25 protein-coding genes are annotated in these 23781 nt (G+C 40.8%); all 25 read right to left on the reverse strand.

Annotation, left to right across the window (positions count from 1 at the left end; translation table 11 throughout):
• Positions 1–65: 65 nt before the first annotated feature.
• The 25 genes from sucD to sdaAA all read right to left on the reverse strand — a co-directional run bounded on the left by sucD (position 66) and on the right by sdaAA (position 23718).
• Complete coding sequence (sucD, locus tag ACRX5O_RS07860; protein ID WP_433905433.1) at positions 66–968, reverse strand: succinate--CoA ligase subunit alpha; 903 nt, start codon at positions 966–968, stop codon at positions 66–68.
• A gap of 15 nt (positions 969–983) precedes the next feature.
• On the reverse strand, positions 984–2141 hold the full coding sequence (gene sucC, locus ACRX5O_RS07865) for an ADP-forming succinate--CoA ligase subunit beta (RefSeq protein WP_433905434.1): 1158 nt from the start codon (positions 2139–2141) through the stop codon (positions 984–986).
• A gap of 218 nt (positions 2142–2359) precedes the next feature.
• Positions 2360–2647 (reverse strand): EscU/YscU/HrcU family type III secretion system export apparatus switch protein, encoded by a 288-nt coding sequence (locus ACRX5O_RS07870; RefSeq protein ID WP_433905435.1) that lies wholly within the window; start codon positions 2645–2647, stop codon positions 2360–2362.
• The gene (locus ACRX5O_RS07875) at positions 2644–4401 is read right to left on the reverse strand and encodes a TP0910 N-terminal domain-containing protein (protein ID WP_433905436.1); all 1758 of its coding nucleotides are present in this window, start codon (positions 4399–4401) and stop codon (positions 2644–2646) included. Before ACRX5O_RS07875 ends, ACRX5O_RS07870 begins: the two co-directional genes overlap by 4 nt.
• A gap of 21 nt (positions 4402–4422) precedes the next feature.
• On the reverse strand, positions 4423–5196 hold the full coding sequence (rnhB, locus tag ACRX5O_RS07880; protein WP_433905437.1) for a ribonuclease HII: 774 nt from the start codon (positions 5194–5196) through the stop codon (positions 4423–4425).
• A gap of 87 nt (positions 5197–5283) precedes the next feature.
• On the reverse strand, positions 5284–6159 hold the full coding sequence (gene ylqF / locus ACRX5O_RS07885) for a ribosome biogenesis GTPase YlqF (RefSeq protein WP_433905438.1): 876 nt from the start codon (positions 6157–6159) through the stop codon (positions 5284–5286).
• Positions 6160–6175: 16 nt separating this feature from the next.
• Complete coding sequence (gene lepB, locus ACRX5O_RS07890) at positions 6176–6727, reverse strand: signal peptidase I (protein WP_433905439.1); 552 nt, start codon at positions 6725–6727, stop codon at positions 6176–6178.
• A gap of 187 nt (positions 6728–6914) precedes the next feature.
• Positions 6915–7259 (reverse strand): 50S ribosomal protein L19, encoded by a 345-nt coding sequence (gene rplS, locus ACRX5O_RS07895; RefSeq protein WP_066053208.1) that lies wholly within the window; start codon positions 7257–7259, stop codon positions 6915–6917.
• A gap of 136 nt (positions 7260–7395) precedes the next feature.
• A complete protein-coding gene (gene trmD, locus ACRX5O_RS07900; protein ID WP_433905440.1) occupies positions 7396–8142 on the reverse strand; it encodes a tRNA (guanosine(37)-N1)-methyltransferase TrmD in 747 nt (248 codons plus the stop codon).
• Positions 8139–8657, reverse strand: a complete 519-nt coding sequence (gene rimM / locus ACRX5O_RS07905) for a ribosome maturation factor RimM (protein ID WP_433905441.1) — start codon at positions 8655–8657, stop codon at positions 8139–8141. Before rimM ends, trmD begins: the two co-directional genes overlap by 4 nt.
• A gap of 15 nt (positions 8658–8672) precedes the next feature.
• Positions 8673–9059 carry a YlqD family protein gene (locus ACRX5O_RS07910; protein ID WP_433905442.1) on the reverse strand — a complete coding sequence of 129 codons (387 nt, stop codon included), beginning with the start codon at positions 9057–9059 and terminating at the stop codon, positions 8673–8675.
• Between the two features lie 67 nt (positions 9060–9126).
• Positions 9127–9357 carry a KH domain-containing protein gene (locus tag ACRX5O_RS07915; protein ID WP_066053193.1) on the reverse strand — a complete coding sequence of 77 codons (231 nt, stop codon included), beginning with the start codon at positions 9355–9357 and terminating at the stop codon, positions 9127–9129.
• 10 nt (positions 9358–9367) lie between these two features.
• Positions 9368–9640, reverse strand: coding sequence for a 30S ribosomal protein S16 (gene rpsP / locus ACRX5O_RS07920; RefSeq protein WP_119707515.1), 273 nt, complete (start codon positions 9638–9640; stop codon positions 9368–9370).
• Between the two features lie 109 nt (positions 9641–9749).
• Positions 9750–11102: a signal recognition particle protein gene (gene ffh, locus ACRX5O_RS07925; protein WP_066053187.1), complete on the reverse strand. Its 1353-nt coding sequence runs from the start codon at positions 11100–11102 to the stop codon at positions 9750–9752.
• Between the two features lie 14 nt (positions 11103–11116).
• Complete coding sequence (locus ACRX5O_RS07930; protein WP_066053186.1) at positions 11117–11434, reverse strand: putative DNA-binding protein; 318 nt, start codon at positions 11432–11434, stop codon at positions 11117–11119.
• Positions 11435–11562: 128 nt separating this feature from the next.
• Positions 11563–12555 carry a signal recognition particle-docking protein FtsY gene (ftsY, locus tag ACRX5O_RS07935; protein WP_433905443.1) on the reverse strand — a complete coding sequence of 331 codons (993 nt, stop codon included), beginning with the start codon at positions 12553–12555 and terminating at the stop codon, positions 11563–11565.
• A 14-nt stretch (positions 12556–12569) separates the two neighbouring features.
• Positions 12570–16136 carry a chromosome segregation protein SMC gene (gene smc, locus ACRX5O_RS07940; protein WP_433905444.1) on the reverse strand — a complete coding sequence of 1189 codons (3567 nt, stop codon included), beginning with the start codon at positions 16134–16136 and terminating at the stop codon, positions 12570–12572.
• Between the two features lie 19 nt (positions 16137–16155).
• The gene (rnc, locus tag ACRX5O_RS07945) at positions 16156–16935 is read right to left on the reverse strand and encodes a ribonuclease III (RefSeq protein WP_433905445.1); all 780 of its coding nucleotides are present in this window, start codon (positions 16933–16935) and stop codon (positions 16156–16158) included.
• 151 nt (positions 16936–17086) lie between these two features.
• Complete coding sequence (locus ACRX5O_RS07950) at positions 17087–17320, reverse strand: acyl carrier protein (protein ID WP_119707510.1); 234 nt, start codon at positions 17318–17320, stop codon at positions 17087–17089.
• Positions 17321–17387: 67 nt separating this feature from the next.
• On the reverse strand, positions 17388–18131 hold the full coding sequence (gene fabG, locus ACRX5O_RS07955; protein ID WP_433905446.1) for a 3-oxoacyl-[acyl-carrier-protein] reductase: 744 nt from the start codon (positions 18129–18131) through the stop codon (positions 17388–17390).
• Positions 18128–19075, reverse strand: coding sequence for an ACP S-malonyltransferase (fabD, locus tag ACRX5O_RS07960; protein WP_433905447.1), 948 nt, complete (start codon positions 19073–19075; stop codon positions 18128–18130). Before fabD ends, fabG begins: the two co-directional genes overlap by 4 nt.
• A 2-nt stretch (positions 19076–19077) precedes the next feature.
• Positions 19078–20079 (reverse strand): phosphate acyltransferase PlsX, encoded by a 1002-nt coding sequence (plsX, locus tag ACRX5O_RS07965; RefSeq protein WP_433905448.1) that lies wholly within the window; start codon positions 20077–20079, stop codon positions 19078–19080.
• 18 nt (positions 20080–20097) lie between these two features.
• Complete coding sequence (gene fapR / locus ACRX5O_RS07970) at positions 20098–20661, reverse strand: transcription factor FapR (protein ID WP_119707506.1); 564 nt, start codon at positions 20659–20661, stop codon at positions 20098–20100.
• A gap of 122 nt (positions 20662–20783) precedes the next feature.
• The gene (gene recG, locus ACRX5O_RS07975) at positions 20784–22841 is read right to left on the reverse strand and encodes an ATP-dependent DNA helicase RecG (RefSeq protein WP_433905449.1); all 2058 of its coding nucleotides are present in this window, start codon (positions 22839–22841) and stop codon (positions 20784–20786) included.
• Complete coding sequence (gene sdaAA / locus ACRX5O_RS07980) at positions 22822–23718, reverse strand: L-serine ammonia-lyase, iron-sulfur-dependent, subunit alpha (RefSeq protein ID WP_433905450.1); 897 nt, start codon at positions 23716–23718, stop codon at positions 22822–22824. The genes recG and sdaAA overlap by 20 nt, the downstream gene beginning before the upstream one ends.
• Positions 23719–23781 lie beyond the last annotated feature (63 nt).

The following is a 23781-nucleotide window of genomic DNA, read 5'->3' on the forward strand; positions in this document are numbered from 1 at the left end:
CTTTAGGAATAGTATTTTAATAATATCACAAATAGTCCCTCTAAAAAGAGGGACTATTTGAATTTTTAGTGAGTTTTACATTGATCGTAGAGACCTTTTTCTTTTAGTACTTTAATTAATGTTTCTCCCATAACCGAAGGTGTATCAGCGACTTGGATTCCGCATTCATTCATCACACGAATCTTTTCATCAGCTGTCCCTTTTCCACCTGAAATAATCGCACCAGCATGGCCCATACGCTTTCCTGGAGGTGCCGTACGACCACCGATGAAACCAACTACCGGCTTAGTCATGTTTGCTTTTACCCATTCTGCTGCTTCTTCCTCAGCAGTTCCACCAATTTCACCGATCATAATTACGGCATACGTTTCTGGGTCTTCATTAAATGCTTTTAACACATCGATGAAGTTTGTTCCGTTAACGGGATCCCCACCAATACCAACTGCTGTAGATTGGCCCACACCCGCTTGTGATAATTGATGAACCGCTTCGTACGTAAGGGTTCCAGAACGTGATACAACGCCAACATGGCCCTTTGTATGGATATATCCTGGCATAATACCAATCTTACACTCATCAGGAGTAATAACACCTGGGCAGTTAGGACCGACTAGGCGAGTCTTTTTCCCTTCCATGTAGCGTTTTACCTTCACCATATCTAAAACTGGAATATGCTCGGTGATACAAATCGCTAAATCAAGCTCTGCATCAACTGCTTCTAAAATGGCATCCGCAGCAAATGGAGCAGGCACGTAAATAACGGAAGCATTCGCTCCAGTAGCCTTTACAGCATCTGCAACCGTGTTAAATACAGGCACACCCTCTACCTCAGTACCACCTTTACCAGGTGTTACACCAGCAACAATTTGCGTACCGTATTCCAGCATTTGTTTTGTATGGAAAAGGGCTGTCGAACCAGTAATCCCTTGAACTATCACTTTAGTATCTTTATTAATAAATACGCTCACATCAATTCCCCTTCCTTATACTAATGAAACGATTTTTTGTGCGCCGTCAGCCATAGATTCAGCAGCAATAATGTTGATATCTGATTCAGCGAGAATCTTCTTACCAAGCTCAACATTTGTTCCTTCCAAACGAACAACTAAAGGTACGTTTAGACCAACCTGCTTAGCAGCTTCTACAACACCAGTAGCAATAACGTCACACTTCATAATTCCGCCAAAGATATTTACAAAAATACCTTTTACATTTTTATCAGAAAGGATGATTTTGAATGCTTCTGTTACCTTTTCAGCTGTTGCTCCGCCCCCAACATCAAGGAAGTTTGCAGGATCTCCACCGTAATGCTTTACGATGTCCATTGTAGCCATAGCAAGACCAGCACCATTAACCATGCAGCCAATATTTCCATCTAAAGAAATATAGCTTAGGTCGTATTTCGATGCCTCAATTTCCTTTGCATCTTCCTCGTCAAGGTCACGATACTCTAACACGTCTTTTTGACGGAATAATGCATTTGAATCAAAGTTTAGCTTTGCGTCTAACGCCATTACATTTCCATCACCTGTTACAACAAGCGGGTTAATTTCAGCGATTGAGCAATCTTTTTCAACAAACGCTTGGTATAAGCCCATCATAAACTTAACTGCTTTATTTACTAATTCTTTTGGAATATTAATATTAAATGCAATACGACGAGCTTGGTAGCCTGTTAAACCAACAACTGGGTCAATCACTTCTTTGAAGATTTTCTCAGGAGTTTTTTCTGCTACCTCCTCGATTTCTGTACCACCTTCTTCTGAAGCCATTAATACAACACGTGAAGTGGCACGATCTAGTACTAAACCAATATAGTACTCTTTCTTAATGTCACAGCCTTCTTCAATTAAAAGGCGCTTTACTTCTTTCCCTTCAGGACCAGTTTGGTGAGTGATGAGTGTTTTTCCGAGAATTTCGCTCGCATATGTACGGACTTCATCCAAGCTTTTGGCAACCTTAACCCCACCTGCTTTTCCACGTCCACCTGCATGGATTTGGGCTTTTACTACACAAACTTGTGTTCCAAGTTCCTTTGCAGCTTCCACCGCTTCTTCAACTGTAAATGCTACCTTCCCATTTGGAACAGCAACCCCGTATTTTCTGAGGATTTCTTTCCCTTGGTACTCATGGATATTCATTTCCCATCCTCCTTCTAATCTTGCTTTTGGCTATTGCAGCAATAAAGATATTCTACACTTTTTCCTGCAATCCTGCCTGCATTCATTTTTCCCTTTGATCATTTTATATCTAAAAAAACAAGACTGCGCTTTCATTTTATATAACAACACATACCTTGTCTACTATTTCACACAAAATATTAAATTATTCAGAAATAAAAAAATAAAAGAAGTAGAATTTAAGATTTACTTTTTCCTACTTCTTTATCTGTGCGATAAACAAATGCAAACACTTCAGCCACTGCTTGATACAGCTCTTCTGGGATGCTGTCATTTATATTTAATTTACTTAGTAACTCAATTAGCGTTGGGTCTTCTTGGATTGGAATATTATTCTCCTTTGCCTTCTCTAGAATATTATCAGCTACTATTCCTTTTCCTTTCGCAATCACCTTTGGCGAGTCATTTTTTGTTGCTTCATAACTTAAGGCAACCGCTTCTTTTCTTTTATGCTTTTCATTTATCATATTTTTATATCCACTCCACTATAAGATGAGGTCAATGGACTAGAAATGGTTGCTTTTTTCGTTTTGACAACGGCTCTATCAGCCTGGGTTTGAAAGCTAACATTCGAAAGCTGGTAGTCTAGCTTTTGTAAGCTATCTTTTAAACTAGCTAAATAGGGGGAGGAAAGTTGTTTAATATTTTCATGATCATTGATAATCGTAATTTTCATGATTCGATTCTGAATTTGCATATCGATGATCGTTTCATTCATGTGCTCTAACTCTAAGTAAAAAAGGACACGACAATAGCTTGGGTCAATTTTTCCATTGGCGTCCTTTCTACTATTCCACTGAATGGTAAGATCGGTCTGCTTATTCATTATAACAAGTGGAATCTGCATGACAATTTGCTGGACTGGAGTTGTATCTGATGACATGAGTTGTATTCCTGTTAACCGGTTCAGTAAAGCTTCTGCTGTATCCTTTACCTTGGTCGGAATATCTTCATTCAGTAACTGAATCAATAACGATTTCACATTCTCTACTTTTACACCTTCATCAGACACTTTTCCTTTTATCATATCAAATGACTCAGATTCATGAGAAAGTCCTAGCGTTTGTATACCTGATTTTAACAATGATTTAAACTCTTCAACTGGCTCTCTGTCTACCTGTGGAAGTACCGCTTGCAGCTCTAGTGTCAATTCTTTATTAAGAGCTTTATTAGCATCTATTCCGGCCTTACTCACTAGGGAGGAAACCGCTTCGTCAAATGTGGCCGAATCCATGTTTGGTGATAATAAGTTGAATAATTGCTTTATCGTTTGATTGCTTACATGAGAATCCTTCATGATCCCACCGATCCAGTTTTTCAATACTGTCGATACATCTTCTGTATTTCCTGCTGTTATCAGTGCCGAAACTTGTTTTGCCGTTCGATCCATTCCAGGTAGCTGAACCTGTGCATTTCCTTCTGAAAGTCCAATTAGCCTTTTAGCGGCTTGTTGCAAGATGTTATGTTCATCCTCAATAGGTAAGATCCCCGTTTGCTGCAATGCTTTCAATGACTGTTGCGAGGCGAATGAGTCCTTGGCCAGTGTCCAACCTCTAACTATCTCCTGTAGCACTTGAGCAGAGAGCTTTTCTTTCCCTGTTTGGATATACGGCTCTATAGCCACTTTTAAACGTGTCCCTGTTTGTGGCAGGGTATCTAGAGCGTCTAGCTCATTCTTGAGGGAAGTTATGACAGAATGAAACGAAGGACTATTTATCGTTGATCGAACCGCATCAAACGTCGCCTTTGTTAAAGGCAGTTCCCGACTGATCAACTGCTTAATTGCCTCCAAGTCCTCCTTCGTCACCGTTTTCCCTTGAAATAGGCTATTTGCCATTGAAATGGATTCTTTTGTGATTGGGAGCTGTTCACTAAGAAAAAAACGTAATATCGCGATACTCGTTTTTGTTTCAGGGATGGAGAACTGCTTTAATAGTCCTTCTAAGTTGGCATTCCCTGTCCCTTTTCCTTCCGTTAGTACCTTTAGACGAACCTGTCCTTCTCCTTGTTGTACTTGAAACCAATATCGTTCCCCTGCTGAAAGTGGGATTTCTAACTGGGCGATTACCTTTTGAGAACCCACTTGCACTTCTGCAGTTTGATTAGGAAAAAGCTTCAATACCTTTCCTTGAAATACTTGTCCAGCCCGAAAATTTTGTTTGTTTCCCTCTATAGATTCTGGGCGATTAATCATTGTTTGAACAAGATTAGCTTGTATCAAGTGAGTTCCCTCCTCTCTAGTTTATCGATTGTTTAACTCTTTAACAGGTGCGAATGATTTTCTGTGATGCGGAGTGGCCCCGTAAAGTTGTAACGCTTCAATATGTTCCTTTGTCCCATACCCCATATTTTGTTCAAATCGGTATTCGGGATAACTTAGGGCGATCTCTTTCATCATCCTGTCTCTGGTGACTTTTGCGATGATGCTAGCAGCTGCGATAGAAATGCTTTTGCTATCCCCTTTAATAATGGCTTCTGATGGGACTGGCGTCGTTAGCTTCATGGCATCCACTAATAGAAAATCAGGACTGATATGTAATTCGTTTAAGGCCGCATACATCGCCTTTTTAGTTGCCTCATAGATATTGATTTCATCAATTTCCTTTGCTTCAATAATTCCCACACCTATAGAGACAGCAGCTGTACGGATTAAATCATAAAGCTCCTCACGCTTGGTTTCCGTCAATTTTTTTGAATCATCAATTCCCAGAACCTGAAAGTCGTCTGGTAAAATAACTGCCGCAGCAACGACTGGACCTGCGAGCGGGCCTCTTCCAACCTCATCGATTCCAGCTATATAAGTAAAACCTTGGCTTTTATATAATCTCTCATATTCACTCATTGCGTTCAGCTTAAGCCTAGCCTTTTCGAGCAACTCTTTTTTTTGCATCCACTTTTTCACTAAATGCTGTACACCTTTTCTACTATCTTTTTGAATATCGATAAGAAAAGGGTCTTTTTCATCCTCAACGGTTTCTAACTTTATTTGAATTTCATCAATCGTTAATCTGTTCAAAACAAGTACGTCCCTTCAATACTTATATCTTGTATATCGGCATATTACCAAAAAAATAAAGCCTTCTTCGAAAAGAAGGCTTCCCATTTACTCTTCTATATCACTTGTAACAAGGTCAGATGGTCTTTCTAGCGTCATAGGACCAAATAGTTCGGAGCGAAACTCTCGGATAACTAATTCAGCTACTTTGTCATAGTCTACCTCGCCACCGCCCATTAGACAGCCTCTACGCTTACCGATTTCATCAAAGAACTCTACAATATCCTCTGGGATATATTCAAGCTGAAAGCGTTCCTTTAAGCGTTCAGGATACTCTCGCTCTAAAAAGCGAAGAGCATAAACACAAATATCCTGTAAATTAAGAATGGCATCTTTAATTGCCCCTGTTAATGCAAGCTTTGAGCCTACTTCTTGGTCCTCGAATTTCGGCCATAATATTCCCGGTGTATCTAATAGCTCTAACTCCTTGCCTACTTTGATCCACTGTTGAGCTTTCGTCACACCAGGTGTATTGCCCGTCTTTGCGATATTCTTTTTCGCAAGTCGATTAATAAGCGTCGATTTACCCGCATTCGGGATTCCAACGATCATCGCTCGAATGGCCCGCGGCCTTACAACTCCTTTTGCTTTCATGCGATCGAATTTTTCTTTTAAGATAAATTCGGATGCGGAGACAATTTCTTTCATTCCCACTCCTGCTTGAGAATTAATCGCAAGTGCCTTGATGCCTTTTTCTCCAAAAAATTGAATCCATTCCTTCGTAATCCTTGGATCTGCCATATCCGCCTTATTTAGCAGCACTAACCTTGGCTTATGCTGAATAATTTCATCTATCATTGGATTTCTAGAAGAATACGGTATTCTTGCATCCACTAATTCGAATATGATGTCAACAAGTTTTAGCTTTTCCGTGACCTGCCTGCGTGCTTTCGCCATATGGCCCGGAAACCACTGAATCGTCATGGGTGCACCCCTCCTTCTATTTTACTATTTTCACGTCTTCAATCGGCCAGTAAATCACGCTCGTATTTCCTAGCACCTTCTCCATTGGGACGGTTCCAATATGACGACTGTCCTTACTGAATCGTCGATTATCTCCCATCACAAATAGGTGTCCATCAGGAACGGTTTCTTGACCGATAATTTCTTCTAATGTAAATGGCTCAGTTAAAGGACCATCTACTACTTGCTCTTTAAATTCATCAAGGTACGGCTCCTCATAAGCTTTCCCATTTACATAGAGTGTATCATCCTTGTATTCAATTTTATCTCCTGGTAAACCAATCACTCTTTTTATGTAGTCTTTATTTTCAGGGGCATGGAACACAATAATATCAAACCGTTCTGGTTCCCCAATTTGATAGCTAAATTTATTAACGATCATACGGTCCTGATCATGTAATGTCGGCATCATTGATAACCCATCCACTACTATCGGTGCAAATAAAAAATATCGAATAATTGCTGCTAATAACACCGCAATGATTAGTGCCTTTGTCCATTCCCATAATTCATTTTTACTCTTCGCCATAACACATCCCACCAATCACTGTTCTTGTCGTCTAATTATCGCCGTACAGCTTTTATTTTACAGTATCGGTATTTATTATACACGTAATAACACTTAGATAGACTACGAAAAAGGAGCTTGTATGACAAGCTCCTTTCGCATTTGTCCAGCAATCGTCCATTTATCATGAAACAGTTGCTTTTCTTTTTTATCGGATTTCTTTGATACGAGCTTTTTTACCACGTAGGTTACGTAGGTAGTAAAGTTTCGCACGGCGTACTTTACCGCGACGGATCACTTCAAGCTTCGCAATTTTTGGTGTGTGTACTGGGAATGTACGCTCAACGCCTACACCATAAGAAACTTTACGTACTGTGAAAGTTTCGCTAATTCCACCACCACGACGCTTAATCACAACACCTTCATACACCTGAACACGCTCACGCGTACCCTCGATAACTTTAACGTGTACACGTACAGTATCACCAGGACGGAAAGTAGGTAGATCAGAGCGAAGTTGTTCTTTTGTGATTTCTTCGATTAATTTTTGCATCGTTTTCAACTCCTTCCAACAGACGCTCATGCATAACTGAAGCACTTACTGATTGCAGCGGAACATCGTTATAAGACTGAGACTCTAGTCACAGTCACAAAAAATATCATATCATATATATCAATGAACTTCAATACTATTTCTTTTGATTTTGAAATTCTAGTAACCATTTCTTTTGCTTCTCTGTCAGTTCATAGGTGTCTAATAAATCTGGGCGCCTATCATAAGTACGCTTAAGAGACTCTTTCTCTCTCCATTCATCTATTAAACGGTGATTTCCTGATGTTAATACTTCTGGTACCTTTAACCCGCGAAAATCGGCTGGTCGTGTATAATGAGGATGCTCTAATAAACCTGTGCTAAAAGAATCTTGTAAATGTGACTCTTCTTTTCCTAATACGTTCGGAAGCAGACGAACCACACTATCGATAATGACCATGGCACCGAGCTCTCCACCCGTTAACACGAAATCACCAATCGAGATCTCATCTGTCACCACATGCTGCCTAATTCGCTCGTCATATCCCTCGTAATGACCGCACACAAAGATTAGATGCTCTTCCTTTGATAGCTCCTCCGCCTTCTTCTGGTTATAACGCTCACCTTGCGGACAGAGTAACACCACACGTGGTGGCTTCGCCGTTTTGGCATGTTCTTGACAACTCTTAACCGCATCAAAGATCGGTTGCGGCTTCAAGACCATTCCTGCTCCTCCACCATAAGGGTAATCATCCACCGTCTGGTGCTTATTATCAGCAAACTCACGAAAGTTGACAATATTGTACCGGGCAGTCTGCTGTTCCGCCGCTTTTTTTAAAATCGATTGTCCGAACACCCCATGGAACATTTCAGGAAACAGGGTTAGTACATCTATGTTCATCATGATAGCAGCCCTTCCATCGGCTCAATTAAAACGATCTTTTCCTTCACATCCACTTTTTTCACAATCTGTTCAATATAGGGAATGAGAATATCCTTTCCACCTTTACCCTTTATCACCCATACATCATTGGCTCCAGGGGTTAGGATCTCTCGAATCTTCCCGATTTCTTCCCCATGTGTAGTAAACACGAGACAGCCAATAATTTGGTGGAAGTAAAATTCATTTTCCTCTAGCTCACCTTGCTGCTCCTCTGTGATTTTCAGAATTCCACCCTTCATCGGCTCCACATCATTCACATTTGGGTAACCACTAAAGGTTAATAAATCAAATGATTTGTGCTTCCGGTGAGATTCAACCGTTAGCTTAATTGGCTCCTTTGAGTTAGGCATAAACAAATACACGTGATTACCTGGCTTATACCGTTCATCAGCAAAGTCAGTCTGTGATATTACTCGAACTTCCCCTTTGATACCATGCGTATTAACAATCTTTCCGACATTAAACCATTTTTCCATTATCTTCACCTCAAACTACCGAATTTCATCAACGATTCCGTCCTTGATGATAATCGTTTTTTCAGTCTGGATATCCTCCCAAGCGTCACCTACATTCACTTCCACGATCGCTTGGCATTCCTTTTCCTTTAATTCGCTTCCTAAAGGTAGCATATGTAATTGTTCTATTTTAAAATCAAGTAGCTTAATCTTTTCTAATCTTGTATGAATCTCATTTTCGAATCGATTCTTAAATGGGTTAACGGTCATTTTCTTTGATTTTTCAAGCTTCCTCATTTCAAAACGAAGCTGTTCTGATTCCTTCTGAAGTTGGCTTTTCTCAAGTTCAAACTTGCTTAGCAATACTTGTTTGCTAGTTTCCGTTAATACTTGCTTTACCACGACGGTTTGAAGAATGTTCATGGACCGCATCCCCCTTCAGAAATAACTACGAAAAAAGGAGGGTTGTCCCCTCCTTCTCCAGTAGCATTTATTCAATAATTTCTAGGTAAACTTTCTTCTGCTGTGATGCTCCTGCTGAATAGACAACAGTTCGAATAGCTTTTGCGACACGGCCTTGTTTTCCGATTACTTTCCCCATATCTGTTTTGTGAACAGCTAGTTGATACGTAATTTTGTCGGCTTCTTCCAGCTCGGTTACACGAACTTCGTCTGGAAGATCAACAAGTGCCTTGACAATGGTTTCGATGAGCTCTTTCATTATCTGCAGATTACTTGCTTAATTTTGCGTTATGGAATTTTTCCATAAGGCCTTGTTTAGAGAACAAGTTACGAACTGTGTCAGATGGCTTTGCGCCGTCTTTTAACCATTTTAACGCTAAGTCTTCGTTGATTTCAACGATAGCTGGCTCAGCAACTGGGTTGTAAGTTCCAACTGTTTCAATGAAACGTCCATCACGTGGTGAACGAGAATCTGCTACTACAATACGATAAAAAGGAGATTTTTTTGCTCCCATACGCTTTAAACGAATTTTAACTGCCATTTTAAATAAGCACCTCCGAATAGTTTCACACAAGATAGTATAATATCAATTGTTTTTTAGTTTGTAAAGTCTTTTTTCTTGTCACTATTATTTTCCTGTTTTTTCAGGCTTAAAAAGGGTTAAACGGAAGCTTAAATCCGCCCTTTTTCTTAGCCTTGCCCTGCATACCCGACATCTGTTTCATCATCTTCTTCATGTCTTCAAATTGCTTTAAAAGACGGTTTACTTCAGGTACTGAAGTTCCGCTTCCCTTTGCAATCCGCTTTCTTCGTCCAGCATTAATGATTTCTGGATGAGTTTTTTCTTCCTTTGTCATAGACTGGATGATCGCTTCTACATGAGAAATTTGCTTTTCATCGATTTGCAGATTATTCAGGCCTTTAATTTTGTTCGCACCAGGCATCATCTTTAATAGTTCATCAAGAGGCCCCATATTACGAACTTGTCCAAGCTGATCTAAAAAGTCATCAAATGTAAACGAAGCTGTACGCATTTTTTGTTCAAGCTCTTTTGCCTTTGCTTCATCGACATTAGCCTGTGCCTTTTCGATTAACGTTAAGACGTCGCCCATTCCGAGGATCCGTGAAGCCATTCGTTCTGGATGGAACGTCTCAATGGCATCCATTTTTTCTCCTAGACCGATAAACTTAATCGGTGTATTCGTTACGGAACGGATAGAGAGGGCGGCTCCTCCTCGAGTGTCTCCGTCGAGCTTCGTTAGGACGACCCCAGTAAGTCCAAGCTGTTCATTAAAGCTTGAAGCTACGTTCACAGCGTCTTGACCTGTCATCGCATCGACAACGAGAAAGATTTCATCCGGGTTTGTGAGTTCTTTAATCTCTTTTAATTCTCCCATAAGGGCTTCATCGACATGCAAACGACCAGCAGTGTCAATTAAAACGTAGTCATGATGGTCCTCTTTCGCCTTTTGAATCGCTTGCTTAGCGATCTCAACCGGACTTACTTGATCACCAAGTGAAAATACCGGCATGCTGAGCTGCTTTCCAAGCGTTTCTAGCTGCTTAATAGCAGCAGGACGATAAATATCGGCCGCAACTAATAACGGATTGCGGTTATATTTTTTTCGAATCAGGTTAGCAAGCTTCCCTGTAGTCGTCGTTTTCCCTGCCCCTTGCAATCCAACCATCATAATAACGGTTGGCGGACGATTAGAGACAGCAATTTTGCTTTGTTCTCCGCCCATCAAGTTTGTCAGTTCTTCCTTAACCACTTTAATGACCTGTTGTCCAGGTGTTAAGCTTTGCATGACTTCCTGACCAACAGCACGCTCGCTTACTTTTTTGACGAACTCTTTGACAACCTTAAAGTTAACGTCCGCCTCTAAAAGAGCTAAGCGCACCTCGCGCATCATTTCTTTAACATCGGCCTCATTGACTTTCCCTTTGCCGCGAATTTTTTGGATCGTATTTTGCAGTCGGTCGGCTAATCCTTCAAATGCCATCTTTAGGCCGCCTCCTAGTCTAATTTCTCAAGCTGTGCTATTAGCTCTAGCTGCGTGTCATCTGATAAAGAATCCTTGAGCTTTGCTAGCAGCTTATTACGCTCCTGAAATTTCTGGAATAATAATAGCTTTTCCTCGTACTCTTCAAGCATCGCTTCTGTTCGTTTAATATTATCATAGACCGCTTGACGACTGACATTGTACTCTTCAGCAATTTCGCCTAGCGAATAGTCGTCCAAATAATACAGGGACATATAGCTTTGCTGTTTAGGAGTAAGTAATGACTGATAAAAGTCATACAAATAATTCATCCTATTTGTTTTCTCCAGCATCGCTCATCCCCCTTTGTTAAGTGAAAAGCCTTTACATACTGTAGTTTACACACAGAGGCGTTTAATGTCAAGGGAGACCACGATTTTCAAAGAAAAAGCCCAGGTATTCTAACCCGGGCTTCACTCGTTTACTCTTCTACTTCCATATCAACTAAGTCTGCAAATAATCCGTACACGTATTGTTCGGCATCAAACTGTTGAAGGTCATCCATTTTTTCACCTAGACCTACAAACTTTACTGGAATTTTGAGCTCATTACGAATCGCTAAAACAATTCCACCCTTCGCAGTTCCATCAAGCTTCGTTAACACAATTCCGCTAACATCTGTCGCTTCTTTGAATGTTTTTGCTTGGACCATCGCGTTTTGACCAGTCGTAGCATCAAGGACAAGGAGTACTTCATGTGGGGCGCCTGGAATTTCACGTTCAATAACACGCTTTACCTTTTCGAGCTCCTTCATCAGGTTCACTTTATTTTGAAGTCGTCCAGCTGTGTCACACAATAGAATATCTGCGTTTCTTGACTTGGCTGCTTGAACGGCATCGTACATAACCGCAGCTGGATCGGAGCCAGCACTTTGCTTAATCACTTCCACTCCGACTCTTTCTCCCCATACCTCAAGCTGTTCAATTGCCCCGGCACGGAAGGTGTCTCCCGCTGCTAACAACACTTTCTTGCCTTCACTTTTATATTTATGTGCAAGCTTTCCGATTGTCGTTGTTTTTCCGACACCATTTACTCCTACGAACAAAATAACCGTTAAGCCCTCTTGGATATTAATCGTATTAACTTCTTCTTCCTCATCACCCTTGTAGATGTCAACAAGCTTCTCAGAGATGACAGCCTGAACGGCTGCTGGGTCTTGAATGTTTTTACGCTTAACTTCCATTTTTAGCTCATCAATCAGTTCCATGACAGTATCGAAGCCCACATCGGCGCCAATTAAGATCTCCTCTAGCTCCTCGAAAAAGTCTTCGTCAACTTTCCGATAGCGAGCAACAAGATCATTTACTTTGCCTGAAAAATTGTCTCTCGTTTTTGTCAAGCCATCCTTAAACTTTTCGGTTACTGCATCCGTTTGCTTTGTAATTTTTTCTTTTAGCTTTTTAAAAAAACTCAAAACTCACACGTCCTTTACGTTTCAATCAATTCTTTTGTTTCTTCCAATCTAACAGAAACAAGCTTTGAAACCCCCGACTCCTGCATCGTTACCCCGTAAAGCACATCCGCTTCTTCCATTGTGCCTTTTCGGTGAGTAATAACGATAAACTGCGTTTCGGCACTGTATCGTTTTAAATATTGGCTAAAACGATACACATTGGCCTCGTCTAAAGCAGCTTCTACTTCATCGAGAATACAAAATGGTACAGGTCTAACTTTTAAAATGGAGAACAATAGAGCAATTGCTGTAAGCGATCGCTCTCCACCGGATAAGAGTCCTAAATTCTGCAGCTTTTTCCCTGGTGGTTGTGCAACGATTTCTACCCCTGTATTTAATAAGTCTTCTGGGTTCGTTAACTTTAAGTCTGCTCTTCCTCCGCCAAACAATGCTTGGAAAACAAATTCAAAATGCGAACGAATTCCGTAGAAAGTTTGCTCAAATCGCTTCTTCATTTCTTCGTCCATTTCATCGATAACCTGGAACAATGTATCCTTTGCTTCCTGCAGGTCATTTTTCTGCTCGAGCAAGAATTCGTAGCGTTCGGAGACACGCTCATATTCTTCAATTGCACCGATGTTTACGACTCCGAGCTCTTCGATTGCAAGACGAATCAGCTTTACTTTTTTACGAGCCTCCTCAACCGGTAGAACGAGAGGATACTCTTCTTTCGCCGCTTCAAATGACAGCAGGTACTCTTCTCGGAGGTGAGAAAGTCTGTTTTCTAACTCCACATCGAGACGCCCTAGCTTTACTTCTTCATCCTTAAGCGCAAGTGTTAAACCCTTATGCTGTCTTAAAAGCTCTCTTAATTCAACCTCAGAATCCTCTAAGGTACTGTGAAGCTTCAATCGTTCTTCACGCCGTGAAGAAATCATAGAGATGGTTTCATTTTTATCTTGCAGCTTTTTGGAAGCCTCTTGTTCCAAGAGCTGTTCCCCTGAACTACTAGAGTTCATCTCCGTTGATAACAAGGATAAATCCTCTTCATACGTTTCATGTCGTTTCGTATGCTCTAAAAGAGATGCTCTTGTTGCTTCAAGCTTTTCGGACAACCCGTGATGCTGCTCCATTAGTGCAGCGAGCTTCACCTTCAGTTCCCCAATTTCATTGACCACTGATTCTTTAGAACTATTTTGCGAAGATTTCTTTTCTGATAATGCTTGAATTTGCCTATCAAGTTCGGCTAGTTCATTCGCATACGTTGATAGCAATTCCGTTAACTCAACTTTACGTGAAGACAAATGCGTCTGGTCTTGTAAAAATTGAGACATGTCGAGATCATAGATTTTTAGCTTTTCATTGATATTTTTTTCTTCAATCTCAATTTCTCTGAGGTCACCCTTTTTCGATTGCTCGAGAAGGCGAAGATCCTCCCCTTGTTTTCGAATATCCTCAAGCTTTTGCTCCTGAGTTGTGATAGAAGATTTAAGCTCCTTCACCTGAGCTTCTAGCTCATGTGTTTGAGCTTCCATTCCCACTAGTTTACCTTTTAACTCTTCAAGCTCACCTTTACGGCTCAGTAGCGAAGATGTATTTGCCTTTACTGCACCACCAGTCATCGAACCACCTGGGTTTACGATATCCCCATCTGTCGTAACAAATCGACATCGATATTGTAAAAGCTTAGCGAGCTCGTTCGCACCCTTTAAGTCCTTCGTGATAACCACCGTACCTAAAAGATTTGAAAAGATTTCTTCATATTTTTGATCAAACCCAATTAAATCCTTCGCTACTCCTACATAAGATCGATGCCCTTTTAGTGCCTGAAGCTGACTACTTGATAGACTCTTCCCTCTTATGACACTAAGAGGCAGGAATGTTGCTCGTCCAAAGGAGTTTTGCTTTAAATAGAGAATTGCTTTTCTCCCATTTTCCTCATTCGCAACGACTACATGCTGCATCGCAGCGCCTAAAGCAGTCTCAATCGCAACTTCATACGATTTAGGTACTTGGATAAGCTCGGCGACAGCCCCCTCAATCCCAGAAAGTTTGCCATCTCTTGCCTTTAATACTTCCTTTACTCCTTGGAAAAAACCAGAATAGTCATCTTCCATCTCTTCTAGCATATCTTTTCTAGACTTTGCTTTTTGTAAAAATTGATATGCTTGATAAAGCTGAGTTTCTTGCTTTTGATACTTATTCTTCAAGTTCTCTAGCTTTTTCTGCTCTTCTCTAAATACATGCACTTGTTCTTCAAGATTTTTTTGAACACCAGCAATACTAGCTTCAATTTCCTGCTTACGAATGGAAATAACACGTCTTTCTTGAAGATACTTTTCGTTATCAGCTTCTAATCTTGTGTTTTTCACACCTTGCTGTCCAAGTTGCTTTTCTGTGTTTTGAAGCTCATTCTTACTAGATGCTTGTCTGTTTAAAATTTCAATATAATCACTTTTTAATGACTCGATTCGCTCTTCAATATTCTCACTAAACGATGCGAGAACTTCCTGCTTTTCTTTTAACAGTTTTTTAAGAGAGAGTACCTCATCATTCATACGCTGGTAGCTTTCCTCTTGCTCAAGTTGAAGCGAGGTTAACTCTTGGATTTTCAGAGAAACTTCTTCTATGCTTTTTCTAAGCTGCTCTTTGTTTTGCCAAGCATTTTTCTTTCTCTCTTTTAGAACCTCTTTTCTGCCTTCAACCTTTTCAAGCTCCTCACTAACACGCAGTAGAACGTCCTGCAAATCGGTAATCGATTCATCGAGGGCCGCCATATGATCTCTCATTTCTACAATCCTAGCTTCCTTCGATTGAATAACGATAGATAGATTCATTTCATCCTCTTTATGCTGTTCAAGCTGACTAGTCAGCTTTTCCCACTTTTCATGAAGATCCTCAATTTCGTGCACCGTTACCGCTACTTCAATCTTTTCGAGCTCTTCTTTTTGCTGCAGAAAATCCTTTGCAATCGACGCTTGAATTTTAAGTGGCTCTACTTGCGTTTCTAGTTCATGCAAGATATCACTCACACGATTTAAATTATCCTGAGTTTCTGTTAGCTTTGACTCAGCTTTCTTTTTACGATTTTTATATTTTAGAACACCAGCAGCCTCTTCAAAGATCGTTCTTCTTTCTTCGGCCTTGCTGTTTAATATTTCTTCTACTTTTCCTTGGCTGATGATCGAAAACGCTTCTCTCCCTAATCCAGAGTCCATAAACAAATCAACGATATCTTTTAGCCTGCATGTTTGCTTATTGATTTGAAACTCACTATCTCCAGAGCGATACACACGTCTAGTGACACTTACCTCATTGTATTCAATCGGTAATGCTTGATCTTCATTATCCAACGTCAACGTTACTTCAGCAAAATTCAATGCTTTTCGCGAATCACTACCAGCAAAGATAATATCCTCCATCTTTGTGCCACGAAGCGATTTCGCTGACTGCTCTCCTAACACCCAACGAATCGCATCGGTGATATTACTTTTTCCGCTTCCATTTGGACCAACCACTGCTGTGACACCCGGGACAAAATCGACCCCAATTCTCTCAGCAAACGACTTGAATCCGACTACATCCAAACGTTTGAGATACACAGCTTTTCCCCCTTTATCTCTACTCCTGTTGTTTTTCTTCTAGCTGTTCTTTTGCTCCATTAAGGTGAGATTTGATCTTTTCTAAAGCCATTTGTGCAGCATGCTGCTCCGCTTCTTTCTTTGATCTCCCTGTACCTTGTCCAAGCTCTTCGTTGTTTAAACAAACCTTTGAGACAAACTCCCTGTTATGGGCCGGTCCTCGCTCTAGTAAAATTTTGTATTCGATTGTACCAATTCCATCTCTTTGTACAAGCTCTTGCAGCTGACTTTTAAAATCCATCACATGAGAAAAAGCACCTTCGTTAATTTTAGGAAATACAACTCTTTCTAAAAATCCAATCACTGTTTCAATTCCTTTGTCCAAAAAGAGTGCACCAATAAATGCCTCAAACACATCCGCTAACAGTGCTGGACGCTCACGTCCACCTGTCATTTCTTCCCCTTTTCCAAGAAGCACTAGTTTCCCAAAAGAAAGTTCGTTTGCAAACCTTACTAAAGAGGGCTCACAAACAACAGCTGCACGCAGCTTCGTCAACTCTCCTTCGCTCATCATCGGGTATTTCTTGTAAAGGAATTGTGAAACGGTTAATTCTAATACAGCGTCTCCTAAAAATTCAAGCCTCTCATTATCTTCATAGGGCTTTCTACGATGCTCATTCACATATGATGAATGGGTAAATGCTTGTTTTAATAGCTTCTCGTCTGTAAAGTTAATTCCTTGTTCTGCTTGAAATTCTTTAAATAATTTATCATAAGAGCGAAAGCTACGTTTCTCTCTTTCTTTTCCGTACTTGCTCATTTTGCCTCCACCTTGCTAATAGTTTACATACCATATCAAGTTTACGTAAAAGTTCTTAAAAACGCAAAGGAAGATTGAAGGTTTTTCAATTTTTATTTACAACAGAAGAAAGCCCCGCATAGCTGCGGAGCTTTTTCATACATTCTAACGATTATTGAGTACTTTTTATGTAATTCACAGCGTCACCCACTGTAGAAATCTTTTCAGCATCATCGTCAGAGATTTCCATATCAAACTCGTCCTCTAATTCCATAACTAGTTCTACTACGTCAAGGGAATCAGCACCAAGATCATCCTTGAAAGAAGCTTCAAGAGTCACTTGATTTTCTTCTACTCCAAGTCTGTCAACGATAATCTTCGTTACGCGCTCTAATACATCTGCCATGCTTTTCACCTCCCCTCAAGGGACATTATAGTGTATTTCCTAAAATTAATAAACGATGAATTTTCAGTTACATGACCATTCCGCCGTTAACATGGATTGTTTGTCCTGTAATATAGCTGCTGTCATCAGATGCTAAAAACGTAACTGCATTGGCAATATCCTTCGGTTCACCAAACTTAGCCAGTGGAATCATCTTTAACATTCCCTCTTTAATCTCATCGGTTAGCTTATCTGTCATATCAGTCGTAATAAAACCAGGTGCAACAGCATTAACCGTGATCCCACGAGGAGCAAGTTCCTTTGCTGTCGTCTTCGTTAAACCGATTACTCCAGCCTTTGCTGCCACATAGTTGGCTTGACCAGCGTTCCCGCTTTCCCCGACAACGGAAGAAATATTAATAATTCTGCCACTCTTCTGCTTCATCATTTGACGAGTAACGGCCTTTGTACAAAGGAACACACCTTTTAGGTTTGTATTAATAACATCGTCCCATTCGTCTTCCTTCATACGCATAATTAAGTTATCTCTAGTGATTCCTGCATTATTGACAAGAATATCTAGACTTCCCCAACGGTCTATCGTTTGCTTCACCATCTCCGCAACGGACTCTCCATTAGCAACATCACATTGAACGGCAAATGCTTCTCTTCCAAGACTTTGAATTTCTTGAACCACTTCATTTGCACGAGCTTCACTTCCAGCGTAGTTAACCGCAACATTTGCGCCCGCTTTTGCTAGTTCAATAGCAATGTCTCTTCCGATTCCACGTGAAGCACCTGTAACAAGTGCCACTTTTCCTAAAAGCTTCATACTGTTCTCTCCTTTAATGCATTAATCGTTGCCAGTAGCGTTTCTTCATCAGAAATTGAATAGGTTTGAACAGAACGTTCCACTTTCTTTACTAAACCAGACAACACTTTCCCAGGTCCGATTTCAACAAAAGTATCTACACCAAGTTCAATCATATGCTTCACGCTATCTTCCCATAACACAGGTGAGTAAAGCTGCTCAAGCAATCGCTCTTTAATTTCCTCAGCGCCAGTCATTTCTTGTGCATTCACATTGGCGATGACAGGAACAGTCGCTTCACTGATTGATATTCCGTCTAACACTTCACGCAAACGACCTGATGCTGGCTTCATAAGTTGCGAATGAAATGGCCCACTAACTTCAAGCGGAAGAACTCGTTTTGCTCCAGCTTCCTTTGCAAACTGGGATGCAAGTTCCACTCCTTTTCTAGAGCCTGAAATAACGATTTGGCCAGGGCAATTCATATTCGCTAGGCCTACTATGTCTCCTTCAGCCGCTGCTTTTTCTACCGCTTCTGCCAAAGTATCACGGTCTAGACCTAATACCGCCGCCATCGTACCTTCCCGATTGGGTACAGCTTCTTCCATAAACTCACCACGTTTACGAACCGCATACACTCCATCCTCAAAACCAATCGCTCCAGCAGCTACCAATGCTGTGTATTCACCTAAGCTATGCCCAGCCATATAGTCTGCTTTTATCTCAGCTTTCTTGAATTGCTCAAAAAGCGCAATGGATGTTGTTAAAAGCGCAGGTTGAGTGTTAGTTGTTTTCGTTAACTCATCTTGCGGGCCTTCAAAAATAAGATTAGATAGAGAAAACCCTAATTTTTTGTCCGCTTGTTCAAAAACAGATTGAACTTCCTTGTTTGTCTCTGCAAAGACTTTTCCCATCCCAACTGTTTGAGAACCTTGTCCAGGAAAGATAATCGCTAATTTACCCATAGTTACTCCTCTCTAGCTTCTGTGTATTTTGATATCGCCTCTTTAATCGTAGGCGCAACCTTCTTGTCCACCATGTCCCTCGTTTGTCTAATTGCATTGTAAACTGAGTTTGAATCTGATGATCCATGAGCTTTAATGACAGGTGCCTTTAGTCCGAACAATCCCGCACCACCATACTCTGAATAGTCCATCTTTGCTTTTAATTCCATAAGGTCTGGCTTTAGAACAGCTGCTGCTATCTTTGTCTTCAAAGAGCTATACAAAGTTGTTTTAAGCATTTTAAATACTGATAAAGCCGTTCCTTCAATCGTCTTTAATACCATATTGCCAGTAAAACCATCGGTGACCACTACATCTGCAACACCATCAAGCAAATCCCTAGCTTCCACGTTTCCAATAAAGTTAACAGGTGCTTCCTTTAGAAGATCAAAAGCAAGTTTGGATAACTCATTTCCCTTTTTCTCTTCTGTTCCTATATTCAAAAGCCCGACTCTTGGATTCTTTACCCCTCTTACGTTTTCAGCGTAGATGGAACCCATGATGGCATTTTGCAATAAGTGCTCAGGCTTTGCATCAACATTTGCACCAACATCAAGCAAAAGAAACCCTTCTCCACCAATCGTCGGTAAAGTCGGTGCCAATGCTGGTCTTTCAATTCCTTCAATACGTCCTACTACGAACAAACCGGTCGCCATTAAAGCCCCTGTATTACCAGCAGAAATACAACCATCTGCCTCTCCGTCAGCAACAAGCTTTGCAGCTAGAACCATGGATGAATTCTTCTTCCGTCTCACCGCTTTTACAGGCTCATCAGTGCCTAAAATAACCTCTTCCGTATGTAAAATCGATATTCTGTCGTGTGGTGTGAGATGCTCCTTAATTTTTGCTTCATCACCCACTAAACATATATGTAAATCATCAAATGCTTGAACGGCCTTTATCGCTCCTAGAACGATTTCTTTTGGAGCATGGTCGCCTCCCATTGCATCAAGGGCCAATTTCATTGTTATTCATTCCTTATGTCATTTTTTATAGCGATACATTTCAAATTCACCAGTAAATACTAGTTCATTATTCACAAAACTATTGACTTCCACAAGAGTTCTACCTTTTTCTTCATCAATTCGTAACACTTTTGCTTTTGCAATGACGCGTTCATTTTCCTTAACTGATCTGGTAAATTGAATATTTGCCTTTGCCGTTAAAGCCAGTTCATCGTTGATCACTGCAACCGCTAATGAATTAGCCTGAGCAAAAACGTGGTGACCCCTTGCGATTTGGTTTCTTTTAAACACATGTTCATGCTTGACATCAAAAATAGAAATAGCCGTTTGGTCAAGCTCAATATCAATAATTTCACCAATCACTTCATCGATTGGTAAAGAACGTACTTCATCGTCAAACCGCTTTTCAGCGACATTCTTTATTCTTTCCCGTAGCTCAGGGATCGATAACTCTAACCGATCTAACCGGATGGTTTGTACGCTAACCGTAAATTGTTCAGCAAGCTCCTCATCGGTAATAAACGGGTTTTCTTTTATAGTTTCTATTAAAAGTCGTTGACGTTCTTTTTTACTTTTTCGCATATGTAAAACACCGTCCGAAGTATTAAGACTAGGTACTAATAGTAGTATATAAAACTAAAAAGCAGATTGCAACAAACTTTTTTTTGCAATCTACTTTTTGATCTAGGTACATCCGCTTTTTATCAATCTAGCTTTTCATTTTCCAATACACCAGAGTCTGCAAGCTTTGAACGCAGCCCAGCGAATTCATCCTCTTTCCAAAACCCCTCTGATTCTATTAAGACCATAGCATCGTTTCGAGCGGTTTCTAACGCTCGGTAATCATGGACCATATCAGCTACCTTAAATTCAGGAAGGCCACTTTGCTTTCGACCAAAGAAATCTCCAGGTCCTCGAAGCTCCAAGTCCTTCTCACTGACAACGAAGCCGTCATTTGTTTCGGTCATAATTTTCATTCGCTCTTTCCCAACCTCTGTTTTCGGATCGGCCAGAAGGACACAATACGATTGTTCGCTTCCTCTCCCCACTCGTCCCCGTAGCTGGTGAAGCTGCGCCAATCCAAATCTTTCGGCATCATAGATGACCATCATCGTCGCATTAGGAACATTTACTCCCACTTCTACAACCGTAGTTGATACAAGTACTTGATATTGGTTCGAACTGAATGCCTTCATCACTTCATCTTTCTCATCAGAGCTAAGTCTTCCATGCATCAAACCAACTTGATATCGATTGTGAAAGTATGTTTGTAAGGAAACATGAACATCAATCGCATTTTGTACATCGAGCTTGTCCGACTCCTCAATGAGTGGACAAATCACATATGCTTGTCGTCCTTTTACAAGCTCTTTTTCCATAAAGGAAAGGACACGATCAAGCATATCTGCCTTTGCCCAAAACGTTTCAATCGCTTTACGACCTGCAGGCATTTCATCAATGATTGACACATCCATTTCCCCAAACACTGTAATCGCTAGTGTACGAGGAATTGGAGTAGCTGTCATAAAGAGCACATCCGGATTCTCTCCTTTTTCACGTAAAACCCTTCTTTGCTCTACCCCGAAACGATGCTGCTCGTCGGTAATGACAAGGCCAAGTTTGGCAAATACGACTTCATCCTGAATTAACGCATGTGTCCCGATTAATATATGAATTTCACCGTTTTTTAATCGTTCTAACACTTCTCGGCGTCTCTTTCCCTTTACCGAGCTTGTTAACAGCTCGACTGATAATCCAACAGGCTCTAATAACGCCTTTAACGATTCCGCATGCTGCTCAGCTAATATTTCTGTGGGCACCATTAAAGCTCCTTGATATCCAGCTGTATAACTAGAAAAAAGAGCAATAGCAGCAACGACTGTTTTTCCAGAACCTACATCCCCTTGCAGCAAACGATTCATCCGGTATGGAGATTTCAGATCCTTTAACACCTCGTTTACCACTCGTTTCTGCGCATTTGTAAGCGGGAAAGGTAGATGATCAATGAAGTCCTTTACTTTATCTAAGTTATAGTTTTGATGAAGTCCCTTGGAATTCTCCCTTTCAAACTTTCGTAACGCTTGCATCTTTAACTGAAAATGCAAAAATTCTTCATACACAAATCTTCGACGAGCTTTTTTTACATCTTCTTCGTTTAGCGGATTGTGCATGGAAAGCAACGATTCCTTCCGATTTCCAAGCTTATATTTGCTAATCATTTTTTCAGGAAGGGTCTCTGTAATTTCATTCCCATACTGGGAGAATGCTAGATTAATAAATCTCCTAAGACCTTTAACCGTCACATCTCCTTTCACACTATAAACGGGAACAAACTTTTTTTCTGATTCATTTGATCCGATTTTTGCTTGCGAGGCTGTGATCATTTGACGATGTTGGTCCCATTTGCCGGTTACGGTAACCATTTCATTTACTTGAAACTTATTTTTCAAATAAGCCTGATTAAAAAATACAACTTGAATCAAATATCTCTCCACTAACAATCGGATTGTTAGTCTCGACCGCTTTTTTCCATAATACATAAGAGAAGGCTCACTATGAACCTTCCCTTCTACGGTAATCCTCTCGTCATGCTTCACTTCTGTTAAGTCGCGAAGGCGATAATCTTCATAACGATATGGAAAATATTCAAGTAAATCTTCAATAGTTACTATTCTCATTTCAGCTAGACTTTGTGCTGTCTCAGCACCGATTCCTTTTACAGCTGTTACGGATTGCTTTAAATTACTGTTGTTGTTCTCCATGAACATGCGGTATTCCGAAAATTTTCGCTTCCAGTCTGCGACCTGTCGGAGTTGCCGCCAACCCTCCCTGCGCCGTTTCTTTAAGAGCGGTAGGCATCGTTTGACCGATTTTATACATCGCATCAATTACTTCATCACATGGTATTCGACTAGTGATTCCTGCTAATGCCATATCCGCTGCCACCATTGCGTTTGCAGCTCCCATTGCATTACGTTTTACACAAGGGACTTCTACTAAACCAGCAACGGGGTCACACACTAATCCTAACATATTTTTTAATGTGATCGCCATAGCTTCTGCACATTGAGCAGGAGATCCACCAGCCATTTCTACAATGGCAGCTGCAGCCATTCCAGCAGCAGATCCAACCTCTGCTTGACAGCCTCCTGCAGCACCAGAGATCGATGCATTGTTGGCAACAACAAACCCAAATGCTCCTGATGTAAATAAAAAGGCTATCATCTGTTCTCTCGTAGGATGTAGTTTATCTCTTACGGCAAATAAGGTTCCTGGAACCACACCAGCTGATCCTGCTGTAGGCGTTGCACAAATCGTCCCCATTGCCGCATTCACTTCGTTTGTAGCAACTGCCTTTGAGACGGCATCGAGGATCGTGTCTCCACATAATGACTTTCCAGACTGAATATATTTTTGCAGGAGCACGGCATCTCCACCAGTGAGACCCGAATGGGACCTTACCCCATTAAGGCCGCGTTCAACAGCTTGCTCCATTACGGTCAAATTCACATTCATTTGCTCTAAAATTTGTTCTCTTGTTCGACCGGTAACTTCCATTTCTTGCTCAATCATGATATCTGATATTTTTTTATTTCGTGTACTAGCGAGCTCTACTAGCTCTGCGACATTGCGAAACATGATGTACACTCTCCCTGCATTCTAGTAATCTATTTTTGAAAGCGCTACCATAAAATTCCTCTT

Source organism: Robertmurraya mesotrionivorans, assembly GCF_050971805.1.
GTDB lineage: Bacteria > Bacillota > Bacilli > Bacillales > Cytobacillaceae > Robertmurraya_A.

Bases quoted from the DNA above. Each gene is read 5' to 3' on its own strand.
- ylqF (WP_433905438.1), bottom strand. From the start codon at position 6,159: ATGACGATTCAGTGGTTTCCGGGCCATATGGCGAAAGCACGCAGGCAG.
- sucC (WP_433905434.1), bottom strand. From the start codon at position 2,141: ATGAATATCCATGAGTACCAAGGGAAAGAAATCCTCAGAAAATACGGG.
- trmD (WP_433905440.1), bottom strand. From the start codon at position 8,142: ATGATGAACATAGATGTACTAACCCTGTTTCCTGAAATGTTCCATGGG.
- rpsP (WP_119707515.1), bottom strand. From the start codon at position 9,640: ATGGCAGTTAAAATTCGTTTAAAGCGTATGGGAGCAAAAAAATCTCCT.
- fabG (WP_433905446.1), bottom strand. From the start codon at position 18,131: ATGAAGCTTTTAGGAAAAGTGGCACTTGTTACAGGTGCTTCACGTGGA.
- lepB (WP_433905439.1), bottom strand. From the start codon at position 6,727: ATGGCGAAGAGTAAAAATGAATTATGGGAATGGACAAAGGCACTAATC.
- ffh (WP_066053187.1), bottom strand. From the start codon at position 11,102: ATGGCATTTGAAGGATTAGCCGACCGACTGCAAAATACGATCCAAAAA.
- rplS (WP_066053208.1), bottom strand. From the start codon at position 7,259: ATGCAAAAATTAATCGAAGAAATCACAAAAGAACAACTTCGCTCTGAT.
- ACRX5O_RS07910 (WP_433905442.1), bottom strand. From the start codon at position 9,059: ATGAACATTCTTCAAACCGTCGTGGTAAAGCAAGTATTAACGGAAACT.
- ACRX5O_RS07950 (WP_119707510.1), bottom strand. From the start codon at position 17,320: ATGGCAGATGTATTAGAGCGCGTAACGAAGATTATCGTTGACAGACTT.
- fabD (WP_433905447.1), bottom strand. From the start codon at position 19,075: ATGGGTAAATTAGCGATTATCTTTCCTGGACAAGGTTCTCAAACAGTT.
- ACRX5O_RS07930 (WP_066053186.1), bottom strand. From the start codon at position 11,434: ATGCTGGAGAAAACAAATAGGATGAATTATTTGTATGACTTTTATCAG.
- sdaAA (WP_433905450.1), bottom strand. From the start codon at position 23,718: ATGTTTCGCAATGTCGCAGAGCTAGTAGAGCTCGCTAGTACACGAAAT.
- recG (WP_433905449.1), bottom strand. From the start codon at position 22,841: ATGGAGAACAACAACAGTAATTTAAAGCAATCCGTAACAGCTGTAAAA.
- ACRX5O_RS07870 (WP_433905435.1), bottom strand. From the start codon at position 2,647: ATGATAAATGAAAAGCATAAAAGAAAAGAAGCGGTTGCCTTAAGTTAT.
- fapR (WP_119707506.1), bottom strand. From the start codon at position 20,661: ATGCGAAAAAGTAAAAAAGAACGTCAACGACTTTTAATAGAAACTATA.
- ACRX5O_RS07915 (WP_066053193.1), bottom strand. From the start codon at position 9,357: ATGAAAGAGCTCATCGAAACCATTGTCAAGGCACTTGTTGATCTTCCA.
- rimM (WP_433905441.1), bottom strand. From the start codon at position 8,657: ATGGAAAAATGGTTTAATGTCGGAAAGATTGTTAATACGCATGGTATC.
- rnc (WP_433905445.1), bottom strand. From the start codon at position 16,935: ATGAGCAAGTACGGAAAAGAAAGAGAGAAACGTAGCTTTCGCTCTTAT.
- plsX (WP_433905448.1), bottom strand. From the start codon at position 20,079: ATGAAATTGGCCCTTGATGCAATGGGAGGCGACCATGCTCCAAAAGAA.